At 63.9% G+C, this 14,405-nt stretch carries 8 protein-coding genes; 3 read left to right on the forward strand and 5 right to left on the reverse strand.

Annotation, left to right across the window (positions count from 1 at the left end):
- Window positions 1-150: 150 nt before the first annotated feature.
- Entirely contained in the window at window positions 151-1,827 is a 1,677-nt protein-coding gene (locus tag VGO12_RS28180) for an amidohydrolase family protein (protein ID WP_327516025.1), read from the reverse strand.
- A 172-nt stretch (window positions 1,828-1,999) separates the two neighbouring features.
- On the opposite strand from VGO12_RS28180, the gene VGO12_RS28185 reads away from it, so the two are divergent.
- The 3 genes from VGO12_RS28185 (at window position 2,000) to VGO12_RS28195 (ending at window position 9,001) form a co-directional block, all read left to right on the forward strand.
- On the forward strand, window positions 2,000-6,112 hold the full coding sequence (locus tag VGO12_RS28185) for an AAA family ATPase (protein ID WP_327516026.1): 4,113 nt from the start codon (window positions 2,000-2,002) through the stop codon (window positions 6,110-6,112).
- The gene (locus tag VGO12_RS28190; protein WP_327516027.1) at window positions 6,109-7,668 is read left to right on the forward strand and encodes a B12-binding domain-containing radical SAM protein; all 1,560 of its coding nucleotides are present in this window, start codon (window positions 6,109-6,111) and stop codon (window positions 7,666-7,668) included. Before VGO12_RS28185 ends, VGO12_RS28190 begins: the two co-directional genes overlap by 4 nt.
- 262 nt (window positions 7,669-7,930) lie before the next feature.
- Window positions 7,931-9,001 carry a GH25 family lysozyme gene (locus tag VGO12_RS28195; protein WP_327516028.1) on the forward strand — a complete coding sequence of 357 codons (1,071 nt, stop codon included), beginning with the start codon at window positions 7,931-7,933 and terminating at the stop codon, window positions 8,999-9,001.
- A gap of 92 nt (window positions 9,002-9,093) precedes the next feature.
- Here VGO12_RS28195 and VGO12_RS28200 read toward each other — a convergent pair whose 3' ends face one another.
- Genes VGO12_RS28200 through VGO12_RS28215 form a run of 4 tightly spaced genes read right to left on the reverse strand, consistent with a single transcriptional unit; the run spans window position 9,094 to window position 14,311 of the window.
- Window positions 9,094-10,467, reverse strand: a complete 1,374-nt coding sequence (locus tag VGO12_RS28200) for an alpha-glucosidase/alpha-galactosidase (protein ID WP_327516029.1) — start codon at window positions 10,465-10,467, stop codon at window positions 9,094-9,096.
- Window positions 10,468-10,490: 23 nt separating this feature from the next.
- Window positions 10,491-12,164: an ABC transporter ATP-binding protein gene (locus VGO12_RS28205; RefSeq protein ID WP_327516030.1), complete on the reverse strand. Its 1,674-nt coding sequence runs from the start codon at window positions 12,162-12,164 to the stop codon at window positions 10,491-10,493.
- Window positions 12,165-12,176: 12 nt separating this feature from the next.
- On the reverse strand, window positions 12,177-13,304 hold the full coding sequence (locus tag VGO12_RS28210) for an ABC transporter permease (RefSeq protein WP_327516031.1): 1,128 nt from the start codon (window positions 13,302-13,304) through the stop codon (window positions 12,177-12,179).
- Complete coding sequence (locus tag VGO12_RS28215; protein ID WP_327516032.1) at window positions 13,301-14,311, reverse strand: ABC transporter permease; 1,011 nt, start codon at window positions 14,309-14,311, stop codon at window positions 13,301-13,303. The genes VGO12_RS28210 and VGO12_RS28215 overlap by 4 nt, the downstream gene beginning before the upstream one ends.
- Between the last annotated feature and the right edge of the window lie 94 nt (window positions 14,312-14,405).

The raw sequence follows: 14,405 nt of genomic DNA on the forward strand, positions 1-14,405 counted from the left end.
TCTCGCGCCCTGCCTTTCAGTCGGGCGGGAGGAATCTTACTCTAAGATCTTGGAGGGAAATTTGCTGGCCGGTGGCGCCGCCAAGTATGAAGTCCGACTTTACATGTCGGGTGCCTTGATTCGGCGCTCCTCCACGGTGATCACCGCGCCTCAGGTCATCGCCAGATCGGCAAGCCAATCCACGCCAAGCTCGTGTTTGACGCAATAGGCAGCAATCCGATCGCGTGTCGGCCCTGGACGGTCCAGACCGAGAAAGCGTGAAGCGTTGCGCCAGAAAATATTCTGTCGGAGGCCGTCGCTGATATCTGCCTTGGCGAGGCCGTCGACCATTCGCGGCACGTAGTTGTTGTAGTTCCTTTCCCGCGACATCATCGACCAGTCGGTGCCGAACATCAGGTGACGGGCGTCGGTGTCATAGGTTTGAATCCATGCGTTCAGCCGCTTCCTGATTTCATAGTGCAAATCGGCATTTGTGGTACTGACCAGTTCGCTCAGATAGCTCAGATCCGCATAGAGGTTAAGCCGATGATCATCATGGATCGTCTCTCCGATGATCTGTTCCCAGCTCGGCGGCCCCGAGAATTTGTCTTTTTTGCAATTGACCACCACTCCGGTCCACTCCCCCTCGCGCAGTTCCTCGTCGAAACCGCCAAAATGCGCCAGGTTGATCCTCAGATTCGTGTAGCGCTCACACTTCAGCAGCTCCCGCCAATGTTGAGGGCTTGCAAGGCTGCCGTTGCCACAGCGCGCGCCAAGGCTGTTTTCCGCGTGCGCCATGATCGGCACGTCGTGTTGGCAGCACCAATCATAGAGGCGCCGCAGCGCCGTATCGATCCCCCGCTCAGTTTCATTGCCAATCGCCTTGAACCCCATCGGCGGATAGAGTTTGACCCCGATGAACCCCTTGCACATGATTGCGTCTTCAACATTCTTCAGCGAGGAGCCCGGGTCACGCGCCTCGCGACGCGGATCGAAGCTGACGAAGCTATGCATGCGGATGCCGTGCTCCCTGGCCACGACCTGCTGTATCTCATGCATGACGTTGATCTGGTCGTGTTGCGGTGAAACCTTTCCGCCTATCCATTTCTCGAAATCCAAGATACTCGGGGTGATCAGCGACAGAGCGCTGCATCGGGATCCATAGATCCGCAGATAACTCTCAGCGAGATCTTTCCGGTAGTCCTGCATCAATTGCACGAACCTGACATAGACACCGATGATGTCGTGGCTCTTGGCGGCTTTGACGATCGCAGCGACATCCTCGTCGCTCACACCGCCCACACCCTTTTGAAAGTTGCGTGGCAGGTTGGCCTGGTCTGCGAGCTCGCCCAAGAGGACTTCGAAATCAGACTGGTCGGCACGGCTGCGCGGAACGAATTCGCTCGCCGTACGCTCCCCGTTGGCAAGCGCAATCAGCGCTCTCATCGCCTTGTGTAACTGCTCGTCCCGACGCAGCGCGAGTTCAGCGTCGGAAAGAGGGCGCGCACGCTTCAGAAGCACGGCAAGCTCGTCCTTTGCTTCCGGCGCAACCTCCGCGAGCGCGACCACGAGGACGACGGCCAAGCCGATAACCAGCTTCGATGTTTTCTTGTCCGGCGCCCCTTCCCGCAACGCCAAGTAGCGCACCAACCCGTCAACCGGCACATCGGCGGCGTTGAAGAAATGACAATGAACGTCGATGATCGGATAGGGCAGGTCACACGCGGCCGCCGGCGGCCAGTCGTGGCGACATCCGGAAAGCACATTCGCCATCAAGCCAGCCGTGACAAACCGCAAGGCATCGCGCCGTGTCACGGCGGCAACCGGACCAGTCAAGTCGACCCCCATCGTCCTCTCCTGTCGCGAGACCCCCCTCGAACAATCGAGGCGAACATTACTCCGTCTCGCCGCCTTTCGGAATGGCTATTTACTTGCCGTTACTGGTGTCCGGCAGGTCACGCGAGTCTCCTTTCAGTTGGGCAGGAGGCATGTTACTCTGAAATCTTGGGGAGAATTTTGCGTGGTTGGTGGCACCGGCAAGTATGAATTCCAACGTTACCTGTCCGGAGCCCTGGTCCAGTGGTCCTCTGCGACGGCAACGCAATCGCCTGCTCCGACGCGAGAGGATTTTGTCGGCTCGCTGCTGTTTGCCGACATTTCCGGGTTTACCCGCCTGACGGCCAAATGGTCCGAAAGCGACCGCGCCGCCGGTGCCGAGCGTGTCAGCCTGTTGCTCAATGGCTTCATGGGCGCCCTCATCAGGCACATCGAAGAACACGGCGGCACCGTATTGAGCTTCGCAGGCGACAGCCTGATTGCCGGCTGGCGGGCATCCTCCCGCGACGAGCTCGAGCAGATTGCTTGGCGAAGCTGCTATTGCGCCGGCCGCATTCGCGAAGAGATCGGCGGACCGGGCGGGCCTGAAGACGCGCTCCAACTGCGCATCGCCGTCGGCGCCGGCGACATCACGCTGCTGCACCTCGTTCCCCGCCTCGACCAGCGCTGGCTGATCGTCGCCGGCGATTGCCTGGCCCAGGCCGACCATTGCGGACAGCTGAGCGACGCCGGCGAGATTCTCGTTTCGAGCGCCGTGTGGCAGCTGATCGGCAGGAGGGCGAAGGGCGGCCCCGGTCGCGACGGAACCGCGCGTCTTACCGGCATCACCCCTTACGCGGCTGCAAAGGTCGCGCCCAACGGGCGGTCCGATGCCGCCAGCGAGCGGCTCGAAGCCTATCTGCCGCTATCGCTTCGCAGCCGCCTGCTTTCGCCGCTGTCCGAGTGGCTCGCGGATCTCAGAACCGTCACGGCGCTGTTCGTGCAGATATCAGGCAAGGACCTCGACACCGATCTCGACCGGCTGAACAGGATCGTCGGCCGGTCGATCGCGGTGGCCGGCCGGACCGGCGGGGAGATCCTGCACACGGCCCTGCACGCCAACGGGCTCGAAGTGTTCGCTGTCTTCGGCTTGCCCGGCGAAAAGCATGCCGACAACGCCCGGCGCGCGATCCTTGCAGCGCTCCGGCTGTCAAGCGAGCTCGACGCGCCGGATCTGGGGCTGTCGGCCGGGATCTCTACCGGCGAGAGTTTCTGCGGTGCCCTGGGGACGAGCAAGCGCGCCGACTATACCGTCATCGGCGCCGCCGTGAACATGGCGTCGCGGCTTGCAAGCGTTGCCGCCGGGCGTATCCTCGTCGACCAGGCAACGGCGACCGAGACCGCCGGACAGATCGCCTTTTCCGGGCCATGGACGCTCGCCATTCCCGGCGTGCGCGGCGGCGTGTCGGCCTTCGCGCCGATCGCCGAGACCGTGCCGACCGCCAACGCACGGTCGCCGATCCTTCTCAACCGGGTGAGCGAGCTTGCCGCCCTGTCGACCTATCTCGAACGCGCAGGCACGCGCCACTCCGGCGTCATGATCGTCAAGGGCGAATCCGGGGTTGGCAAATCCGCCCTGTTGCGCGCCTTCGTCGAACGCTGCCGCGACCGCGGAAACCGCGTTCTGGTTGGCAATGCCGACGACATCGAGCGCGATGTGCCCTATTTCGGCTGGCGCGGAGTAATCCGTGACCTCTTGGGCATCGGCGACCTGCGCGGCCAGGAGGCGACCGATGAGGTCGCCCGCTTCTTTGCGACGCGGCCGGAGCTCGCGCATCTCGCCCCGCTCTTGAACGACGCGATCAACCTGACCTTGAGCGATACCACCGAGACCAGGGCCATGTCGGGCGACGGCCGCTCCCATCGGCTGCGCGAACTGCTCGGCGAACTTATCACCACGAGCCTCGGCTGGGGACAGGGCCTCATTGTGCTTGAGGACGCGCATTGGCTCGACGAAGCCTCCGGCCAATTGCTTGGGCGCGTCGTTTCCGGAACGGCACCGGTGCCGGTGGTGGTGTCGACCCGCACGCCCAGAACACAGCAGGACCTGGCACGATGGACCGGCCAGCACCATGACGGGGCGCAGACGCTCAATCTGATGCCGCTGGATTTCGAGGGCACGATCGCGCTCGTTCGCGCCTCGATCGGGGGCACGTCCCCTGCGGACGGCTTTGGCGAAGCGGTCTACGCGCAGTCGGCGGGAAACCCGCTTCTGATCTGCGAAATCTGCCGGATGATCGGTGAGCGTCGGTTGCCTGGCGCTTCCGATGCACCGGCACCGATCGCCCTTGCCGAAACCCGCTCGAACGACCAAACCTTGCTCAACACCGCTAGGGTTACCGTCATCGCCCGCACTGACCAGCTTCCGGCGGAGTTGCAGGTGCTCCTGAAAATCGCAAGCGCGATGGGAACGACGTTTTCGGCGGCCGAACTCAGCGCCCTGCCGCCGATCCGCAAGACGGCGCTCGACATCGAAGGCAGCATCGAGAGGCTGTGCGCCGTTCACCTGATCAAGCCGGTCGACGACCGGCCGGGTCGCTTCATGTTCGCCCATGCCGTCATCCGCCAGGCCATCTACGACAGCATGCTTCAGGAGCAGCGCCGCGAGGCCCATCGCGGTATTGGCCAGGCGATGGAGGAAAACGGGCAACTCGACAACGCCGAAAACCTCCCACGCATCCTTAGCCACTGGGAGCGCGCGGATGAAGCGGCACGCGCGTTCCAATATCTTGATCGGGTCGCCGAACTGCGCCTGCGCCAGTTCGACAATGCCGCCGTCGTCGACCTGATCGAACGCTTCTTCAGGACGGCCCGCGAGCGTGCGATCGCGATTGCGCCGGCACGACGGGCGGCTGCGTGTTTCCTGCTCGGCGAGGCCAGCCTCAATCTCGGTCGCGCCGAAGCGGCGCGCCACGCCTACGAGGAAGGCTTGCGGCTCTCCGGCCTGCCGCTGCCGCGCACCTCTGCCGGCCTGGCGCTGCATCTGGTTCTCGACCTGGCCGAACAGGTATGGCGCCGCGTGACGCACCGGGACAGCACGTGGATCCTGAAGCGCGAGATCTCGCGCTCGCCTTCCGACCCGTTCCTGCTTGCGGCAAGAGCGCACGAGGACCTGACGCGGATCTATTACTTCACCAGCGAGAAGATGCGGCTCATCCATGCGACGCTCCGGGCCACGAATCTCGCCGAGCGAAACCGCAACGTCTCGCCGACGACGGCAGCCAACTATGCAAGCCTTGGGGCGATCTGCGGCGTGATCCCGCTGCATAGCCAGGCGGAACACTACAGCCGGCTGGCGGCCGCGCTCTCCGAGCGTGTCGACCAGCTGGGAACCCGCGTGCGCGTCGACCTGTTGTCGGGCATGTATCAGATCGGGGTCGGCCACTGGCTCGACGGCAAACGGGCCTTCGAGGCCGGGCTGAACAATGCCTCGACGGTCGGCGATCTCCGGCGCTGGTGCGAAGTGGCCGTCGGCCTTGAGACCATTTCCGGCCCCTGGCTGCTGACATCGGCCTTCGAGGGCATTGCGCCATGGGAAATCCTTGTGCAGCGCATCTGCGAGGAAGCGCGCCGGCGCGGCGACATGCAGGTTCTTGGCTGCGGCCTGCTCGGCCGCCTGCGCGGCCATTCGGCGCTCGGTCGGTGGAACGCGATCGAGGGGGACCTTGACGAACTCGAAACCATCCTGCGCGAACAGACCGACGGGCTCGAACTCGTCCACTGCATCGAAGGCGCATCGCTGTTGAACGAGGCGGCGAGGCGAAAGGGTGATGCCAGCGCTGCGGCGGCCTGGCTCGAACGCGGGCTCGCCTGGTGCCGGACGCTGAACCCGGCCATGAAGACGCGCACCCTGCCGGCGCTTGTGCGCCTGTTCGACGTTGCGAGCGATCCTGACGGCGGCGATCTCAACGCGGCCGAGCTCGTCCTTCGCAAGCTCGAGAAATTCGCGCGGGTCTATCCGATCGGCCGGCCGGCCGCGGCCCTGGGCGAAGCCACCCTCAATCTGCGCCGCGGTCGGCAACGCCGCGCCGAACGCGTCGCCCAATATGCCTTTGCCGAGGCGATCCGGCTGGAGATGCCAGCCATGGCACTTGCCGTGCTCAGGCACCCGGCCGGCCCGAAGGATGCGACGGCAAAACAGGCATTCGAGACCATGTTCTCCTTGCGCCGGGCGACCTGGTGCGAGGTGCTCCCCCTCGACCAGGCCGATACCTCGCCAGAAGTCCCGATGGCCAGATCCCACGGAGGCCGCGCATGAACCGAACCCGTCCGCCGCGCATTCTCATCGTGCTTGCCCATTTCGACGAAACCCGCAACCCGGGCGGTCGGCCGGATTTCCTGCCCCAGGGCACCGGCCACCTGTTCCTTGCTGGCGCCTTCGCAAGGGAGCGCGTGCAGCTTCGCGCCTATAGCGAGTTCCACGACGGCCCGCTCACCGACGAGGCGGCATTTGCCGAGCTCGACATGCTGGTGCTGACCGGCGTGACCGCGGCCTTCGACCGGATGCGTCATCTGACCGCCTACGCCCGCACGAAATCGCCCGGCTGCGTGGTCGTCGCCGGCGGACCGGCCGTGCGCAACCTGCCGGTGTCGAGTGCGGAGACCTTCGACTACGCCTGCGACGGCGACATCGAAGAGATGCAGGCGGTGATCAAGGACGTGTTCGGGGAATGGGCCGTTTCCGAGACGATCCTGCCGCGTTTCGACCTTGCCAGGTGGGGCGGCCCGATCAGCTACGTCGAGACGAGCCGCTACTGCAATTTCAAATGCAGTTTCTGCGCGCTGACCGCCGAGGGCCGGCGCTATCACAACTACGATGCCGCTTACATCGAAGCGCAATTGCGCAATGCGCCCGCCCGCAAATACGTGCTGTTCATCGACAACAATTTCTACGGCAACAGCAAGGACGCGTTTCACGCCAAGCTCGAACTGATCGGCAGGCTTTGGCGGCAGGGGCTGTTCAAGGGCTGGATCGCGCTGGTCACCGGCGATTTCTTTCGCGACCCCGACAATCTCGAAGCGGTGCGGGCGGCCGGCTGTCTCGGTCTTTTCAGCGGCGTCGAGACCCTCAGCGAAGCGCAACTCAAGCGTTACCAGAAGAAGCAGAACCTGGTGGTTCCGCAGCTGGAGGCCATTCGAACCTGCCTCAAGGCCGGCGTCGCCTTCCAGTATGGCCTGATGTTCGATCCTGCGTCGCAGACAATGGCTGCCATGCAGGACGAACTCGACTTCATCACTGGCGAAAGCACGATGCCGCTGCCGGCGTTTCTCAGCCTGACGATCCCGCTGCTCGGCACGCCGCTGTTTGACGAATGCGTGGAACAAGGCCGCTTCCTGCCCTCGGCCAAGCTGCGCGACATGGACGGCTTCACCCTGATGACGCGTCCGCTCGACGAGATCGACGCCGTGGCGCTGTTTGCCCGCAAGCTGTCGCGGCTCGACGGCAACCGCGCGCGCATCCTGCGCCATTGCCTCGGCTTTTACCGCAACTACCGCCGTACGCTGTCCGGCCGACAGATGGTGCATCTGCTTGCCAACAGCCTCAGGCTCGCGCTTCCCTCGGTCATGCACCGCCACGGCCTGCCGACCGGTTCGGGAAGCGACGACAACCTGACCTATGTCACGACGACGCAGCCGCTTGGCCCCCTCTACACCCCGGCATTCCGGGTAAACGAAGGCTTCCGGTCGCATTTTTCGCCGACGATGATCACCGACGCCTCAGGCGCGCTCGACGAGACCATCGCCCGCAATCTGGATTTTCGCAGGGGCCAGCGGCAGCGCGCGGGCCGAGGGCTGGAACCGGCCCCGAACTGACGCAGCTCCCCTTGAGCCTAACCGGTCAAGGGGAGGATTATGCAACCCTTTAAAGCGTGACGACGACCAGCGCGTCCGACAGGGCGCGCGCTTCAGGTCACCAACAGGCTGCGGCAATGTGCCTTACCCGCTGCAACCATGAGTGCGCAAAGTTGGGTTCGGTTGGTAAGATTGGATTCAAACTTTTCGGGTAATCTTCCGTTAGCTATTTCACACCTGTCGGCCGGCGATCGCCGTCGACCTGTTTTGCGTACGGGTGCCCATGCGTCTTTCATCTGCGACCGCGATCCTGCTTGCCGGCCTCGTTTCCGGCTGCTCTTCCAGTTCGAGCCTCGACACCATCGCACCGCGCCCTTCGCGCGAGACGACCAGCTCCGTTGCACTGACGGCAGCCCCCGTACCGGCTGCGAGCGTCGGTCAGGCGACCGCGCAGGCGACGCCGCCGCAATACATCCAGGATGCCCCGCCGCAGGAAATGCTCGCCTGGGCCGGACCGGTTCCCGAGCCCGAGGCTTTCGCGCCGGCCGCCAACACGACGACGACCACGACGATAGTGACGCCCGTTCCGGACGCGCGGCCGGTCGCCTTCGTCGCGCCGGAAAACCCGGTAACGCAGGCGATGCCGCGGGGCCGCTCGCAGATCTACGGCCACCGCTTCCGCGACGCCAAGCCGATCAATTTCGGTCGCGCCAAGAACCCCCGCAAGATGGCCGTGCACGGCGTCGATGTTTCGCGCTGGCAGGCCGACATCGACTGGGCCAAGCTGCGTACGCAAGGGGCCAATTTCGCCTTCATCAAGGCGACCGACGGCGGCGACCATCTGGACCCGATGTTCAAGAAGAACTGGCGTGCCGCGAAAGCCGCCGGCATGCGCCGCGGCGCCTATCACTTCTTCTACTGGTGCCGCACGGCCGGCGAGCAGGCCGACTGGTTCATCCGCAACGTTCCGCGCGAGCCGGGCGCACTGCCGCCGGTGATCGACGTGGAATACAACGGCGAATCCAGCTGCAAGCGCCGCCTGTCGCCCGAGCGCGTGCGCGAAAAGATGCAGGTGTTCATGGACAAGCTCGAGGCCCATTACGGCCAGCGCCCGATCATCTACACGGCGCCGGACTTCTACAAGGACAACCTGCAGGGCGCGTTCAAGCAGTATCCGTTCTGGCTGCGCGCTGTCGCCCAGCACCCCTCGATCGTATACCCGAACCGCAAGTGGCTGTTCTGGCAGTATTCGGGCTCGGGCCTGTCGCAGGGCGTCGACGGCAAGATCGACCTCAACGTCTTCCATGGCAGCGAGGAACAATGGCACGACTGGCTCGAGGCACGGGCGAACTGACCGGACGGCTGGCGCCGCCTTCATTTCCACTATGAACAAGCCCCGGAACGGAACGTTCCGGGGCTTGTTTACGACCTGACCGGGAGAAAATGTCAGGCCGCCTGGACCTTCTTCGACACCCGTGCCCATTCCGGGATCCAGTCGCGATGGGCAATCAAGAGATCGTCGACGAGCGACCAGATCTGGTCGAGATCGAGTTCGGCCGCCGTGTGCGGGTCCATCATCGCGGCGTGATAGAGATGCTCGCGGTTCTCGGTCACGAGCGCCTGAACCGTCAGTTCCTGGACGTTGATGTTGGTGCGGATCAGCGCGGTCAGCTGCGGCGGCAGGTCGCCGATGAAGGTCGGCTGGATGCCCGACGCATCGACCAGGCACGGCACCTCCGCCGCGCAGTTTTCCGGCAGCGAGGTGATGCAACCGTTGTTCCTGAGGTTGCCGTAGATGACAGAGGGTTCGCCGGTCCAGACCGAATTCATGATCGAGGAGGCGTATTCGTGGCTCTCGGCCACCTCGATCTTTTCCGCCTCCTTGAAGGCTGCGGCCTGGCGCTTCCAGCGCTCGATCTGCTCGACGCAACGCTTCGGGTACTCGTCGAGCGGAATGCCGAATTTCTCGATCAGGTCCGGTCGGCCGTCCTTGATGAAATAGGGCGTGTATTCGGCGAAATGCTCCGAGCTTTCGGTGACGAAGTAGCCAAGCCGCGTCAGCATTTCGTAGCGCACCTTGTTGGGGCAGCGCGGGTTCCAGTGGCTGGGCTTCGGGAACCGTCCTTCGCGGTAGCCGCGCACCAGATCCGGATAGAGGCTGCGGAAACTGCCGTCGGCTTGGCGGTGTTCGAAATTCAGGTAGAAGGCCATGTGGTTGATGCCGGCGGCGCGGTAGCGGATTTCCGACACGGGGATATCGAGATCGCGCGCAAGCTCAAAGGCCGTGCCCTGGACGGAGTGGCAGAGGCCGACCTGGCGGATCGTCGGGTACCGCTCGGAAATCGCCCAGGTGTTGATCGCCATCGGGTTGACGTATTGCAGGAGGATCGCGTTCGGGCAGACCTGCAGCATGTCCTCGCAGATCTTCCAGAGATGCGGCACGGTGCGCAGCCCGCGCATGATGCCGCCGACGCCGAGCGTGTCGGCGATCGTCTGGCGCAGGCCGTATTTCTTCGGCACCTCGAAATCCGTGACCGTGCAGGGCTCGTAGCCGCCGATCTGGAAGGCGACGACGACGAAATCGGCCCCTTCAAGCGCTTGTCTCTGGTTGGAATGGGTTTCGATCTTCGCCTTCACCCCGAGCGTGCGCACCAGCTTGCCGGCGACGATCTCGCTTTCGCCGAGGCGCTCGGGGTTGACGTCCATCAGCGCGATGGTTGCTGATGACAGCGACGGCCGCTGCAAAACGTCGCCGATGATGTTCTTCATGAAGACGGTGGAGCCGGCCCCGATGAAGGTGATCTTGGGTTGTCTGGTCATGGATTGCCTCTCAGTTCTGACGGTCATGCTGCCACATCGAAGGCGGCCCGTACGAGCCTTTCGGTGTAGGCGGTCTTGGGATTGGAAAGGATTTCGCCTACCGGCCCCTCTTCGACGATTTTGCCGTGCTGCATCACCACCACCCGGTGGCAGAGGGCACGCACGACCTTGAGGTCATGGGAGATGAAGAGGTAGCTCAGTCCCCGCTCGTCTTGCAGCTTGCGCAACAGCTCGATGATCTGGGCCTGGACGGAAAGATCGAGCGCCGAGGTCGGCTCGTCGAGCAGGATGAATTCCGGTTCGAGCGCAATCGCCCGCGCGATGGCGATGCGCTGGCGCTGGCCGCCGGAGAACTCGTGCGGAAAACGCGACAGGATATTGCCGGGCATGCCGGCCGCGGTGAGCGCGTCGACCACCCGCTCGACCCGCTCCTTGCGGTTCACGCCGATGCCGTTGACGACCAGCCCCTCCTCGATGATCTGGCCGATCGACATGCGCGGATTGAGCGAGGCGAACGGATCCTGGAAGACGATCTGGATGCGCGAGCGCAAGGGCCGCATCGCCGTCCGGTCCTTGTCGTGGATCGGGATGCCGTCGAAGTAGATCTCGCCGCCATCGGCATTGAGAAGGCGGATCAGCGCCTGGCCGAAGGTGGTCTTGCCCGAACCGGATTCACCGACGAGGCCGAGTGTTTCGTGCCTGCGCAGATTGAGGCTGAGCTTGTCGACCGCAATGAGTTCGGAGAATTGCGGGCGAAACAGACCACCCTTCTTCAGCGTGAAGCAGACCTTCACGTCCCGCCCGTCGAGCATGATCGGGGCGTTGTCCGGCAGCTGTTTGGCCGCACCGGACGGCTCCGATGAGAGCAGCCGCTTGGTGTAGGCGTGCAACGGGTTGGCGAACAGCGCGGCCGTGGTGTTGTGCTCCTTCACCTCGCCGTACTGCATGACATAGACATAGTCGGAGAACTGCCGCACCACCGTCAGGTCGTGGGTGATCAGGATCACCGCCATGCCGAGTTCGCGCTGCAGGTCGCGGATGAGGTTGAGGATCTGCGCCTGGACGGTGACGTCGAGCGCTGTCGTCGGCTCATCGGCGATCAAGACGTCCGGATCGTTGGCAAGCGCCATGGCGATCATCACCCGCTGGCGCTGGCCGCCGGAGAGCTGGTGCGGATACTGGTTGATGCGCAGCTCCGGATCCGGGATCTTCACATGACGCAGCAGTTCCAGCGCCCGCTCGGTTGCCGCGCGGCGGCTGATCCGGCGATGTGCCCGGATCGCCTCGATGATCTGCGTTCCCACCGTATAGACCGGGTTCAGCGAACTCATCGGCTCCTGGAAGATCATCGCGAGGCGATTGCCGCGCAAGGCGCGCCGCTCACGCGGCGAGAATTTCAGCACATCCTTGCCGTCATAGTCGATGCGCGATTGCGGGGCGATGGTAGCACGCTTGGATAAGAGCCCCATGACACTGCGCGCCGTGACCGATTTTCCCGAGCCGGATTCCCCGACGATCGCAATGGTCTCGCCGCGGTAGAGCTGGAAGGACACGTCCTTCACCGCCTCCACCGCGCCATGCTCGACCTTGAAACGGACGGCAACGTTGCGGGCATCGATGATCGGCCGGCCGGCCCGTTCGGCAAGGTCCCTGCGCTCGGACGGAGCGGCTGCGAGGACGTCGAATGTCTCTGTCATGATGCGTCCTCCTCAATAGGGATCGATGGCGTCGCGCAGGCCGTCGCCAAGGGCATTGAAGGCGAAGACCGTGACAAGCACGAAGGCGACCGGCGAGAGGATCCAGGGATAGGACCCGATGACGGAATAGGTGGAGGTGTCCTGAAGCATCAGCCCCCAGGAAATGAGCGGCGGCTTGACGGCAAACCCGAGGAAGCCGAGGAAGGATTCAAGCAGCACCACCTGCGGGATCGACAGCGTGACCGCGACGATCACATGGCTCATCACGTTCGGCAGGATGTGCTGGAAGATGATGCGCCGGTCGCTGGCGCCGACGGCGATCGCCGCGCGCACGTAGTCGATGCGGGCGAGCGCCAAGGTCTTGCCGCGCACTTCCCGTGACATCTGCGCCCAGCCGAGCGCCGACATGACGATGATGACGAAGGCGAGAAAGACGTTGGTCGGCGCCGTTACCGGGATCAGCGAGGTCAGCGCCAGATAGAGCGGCAGTTGCGGGAAGGCGAGCACCAGTTCGACGAAGCGCTGGGTCCAGACATCGAAGCGGCCGCCGAAATAGCCCGACGCCATGCCGACCGTCGTGCCGACGACCGTGACGATCGAGACGACGATCAGCGCGATCATCAGCGAGATGCGCGATCCGACGAGAATGCGCGAGAGCACGTCGCGACCGAACTTGTCGGTTCCGAGAAGGTGCACCGCCGAGCCATCGACTGCACCGAAGAAATGACGCTCGGCCGGGATCAGGCCGAAGAGGCGGTAGGGCGCGCCCTTGACGAAGAAGCCCAGGATCTGCGGGTTCTCGTAGTCAGGCCCGATGATCGGCTGGAAGGTGATCGGGTCAAGTTCCGTGCCGTCGGTCAAGGGATAGCTGCGCGGCGAGAAGACGAAATTGCCGTCCTTGTCGGTAAAGCTGATCGCCTGCGGCGGCGCAAAGGCGACGCCCGTGGCCTTCGGATCGACCGGCGACAGGAAATCGGCAAAGACCGCCATGAAAAGCAACAGGCCGACGAGCACGAGGCCGAGCATGCCGGTCCAGGATCGCTTCAACCGGCGCCAGACCAGCGCCTGGTAGCTTTCGTTGTGCTGCTCGTTCCTGGGTTCGACGACCAGCGGGAGGGTGGTTTCAATCTCGACGGTCATGCCGGGGCTCCTCCGAGACGCACGCGCGGATCAAGGGCCGCCAGCAGCATGTCGGCGATGATGTTGCCGAGGATCAGCGTTGCCGACAGCACCAGCATGAAGGTGGCGGTGACATAGACGTCACCCACCCACATGGAGCCGACAATGGCGGGACCGACGGTCGGCAGCGCGAAGATGATCGCGGTCTCGATCTCGCCGGTCAGCATGTAGGGCAGCACCACGCCCTGGTACATGATCAGCGGATGCAGGGCGTTCGGAACCGCGTGGCGCATGACCACGGCCCCTTCGCTCAAGCCTTTGGCGCGGGCCGTCTCGACATATTGGGCGTTCAGTGTGTCGAGCAGATTGCCGCGCATCACCCGCATATTGTAGGCGAGGCCGCCGAAGGTGGCGATCGCGACGACCGGCCAGACATGCTTGACGAGATCGACGAACTTGTCCCACGACCAGGGCGCGCCGCCATAGCGGGCCGAATGGAAGCTGTTGATTTCGCTGACGTTGAAATGGAAGACGAGGATGTAGACGATGATCAGCGCCATCAGGAAGCGCGGCACGGTCATGCCGAGGAAGGCAACCGTCGACAGCAGGCTGTCGATCCAGGAATATTGCCGCGTCGCCGCGATGATGCCGAAGGAAATGCCGATGATCGACGCAAGGATGTGGCAGACGAGAGCCAGGGCCAGCGTGCGCGGCAGGCGCTCGCCGACGACATCGGCAACCGGCTTGTTGTAATAGAGGCTGTGGCCGAAATCGCCGCGCGTCAGGATGCCGGTCATCCAGTTGACGTACTGCACCGCCGTCGGCCGGTCGAGCCCATGCTCCTTGCGATAGGCCTGCGCCTGGGCTTCCGCCTCCTCGTAGGACGCACCGCCCTGGTTGATCAGCTGCGAGCGGATGTAGTCGCTGTAATCTCCGGGCGGGGCCTGGATGATGGCAAAGGTCGCCACGCTCAAGACAAGCAGCACCGGAATGGCAGAGGCGATGCGGACAAGCAGAAACCTGAACATGCCGTTTCCTTCTGTCGTTGGGGTGATCGAGCGCTCCTCCGGCCTTTCAACCGGAGGAGCGGTTGCTTTAGTTGCTCAGGCCCTTCTCGCCGGG

Origin of the sequence: Ensifer sp., from assembly GCF_035999135.1 — a bacterium.
Lineage (GTDB): Bacteria > Pseudomonadota > Alphaproteobacteria > Rhizobiales > Rhizobiaceae > Ensifer.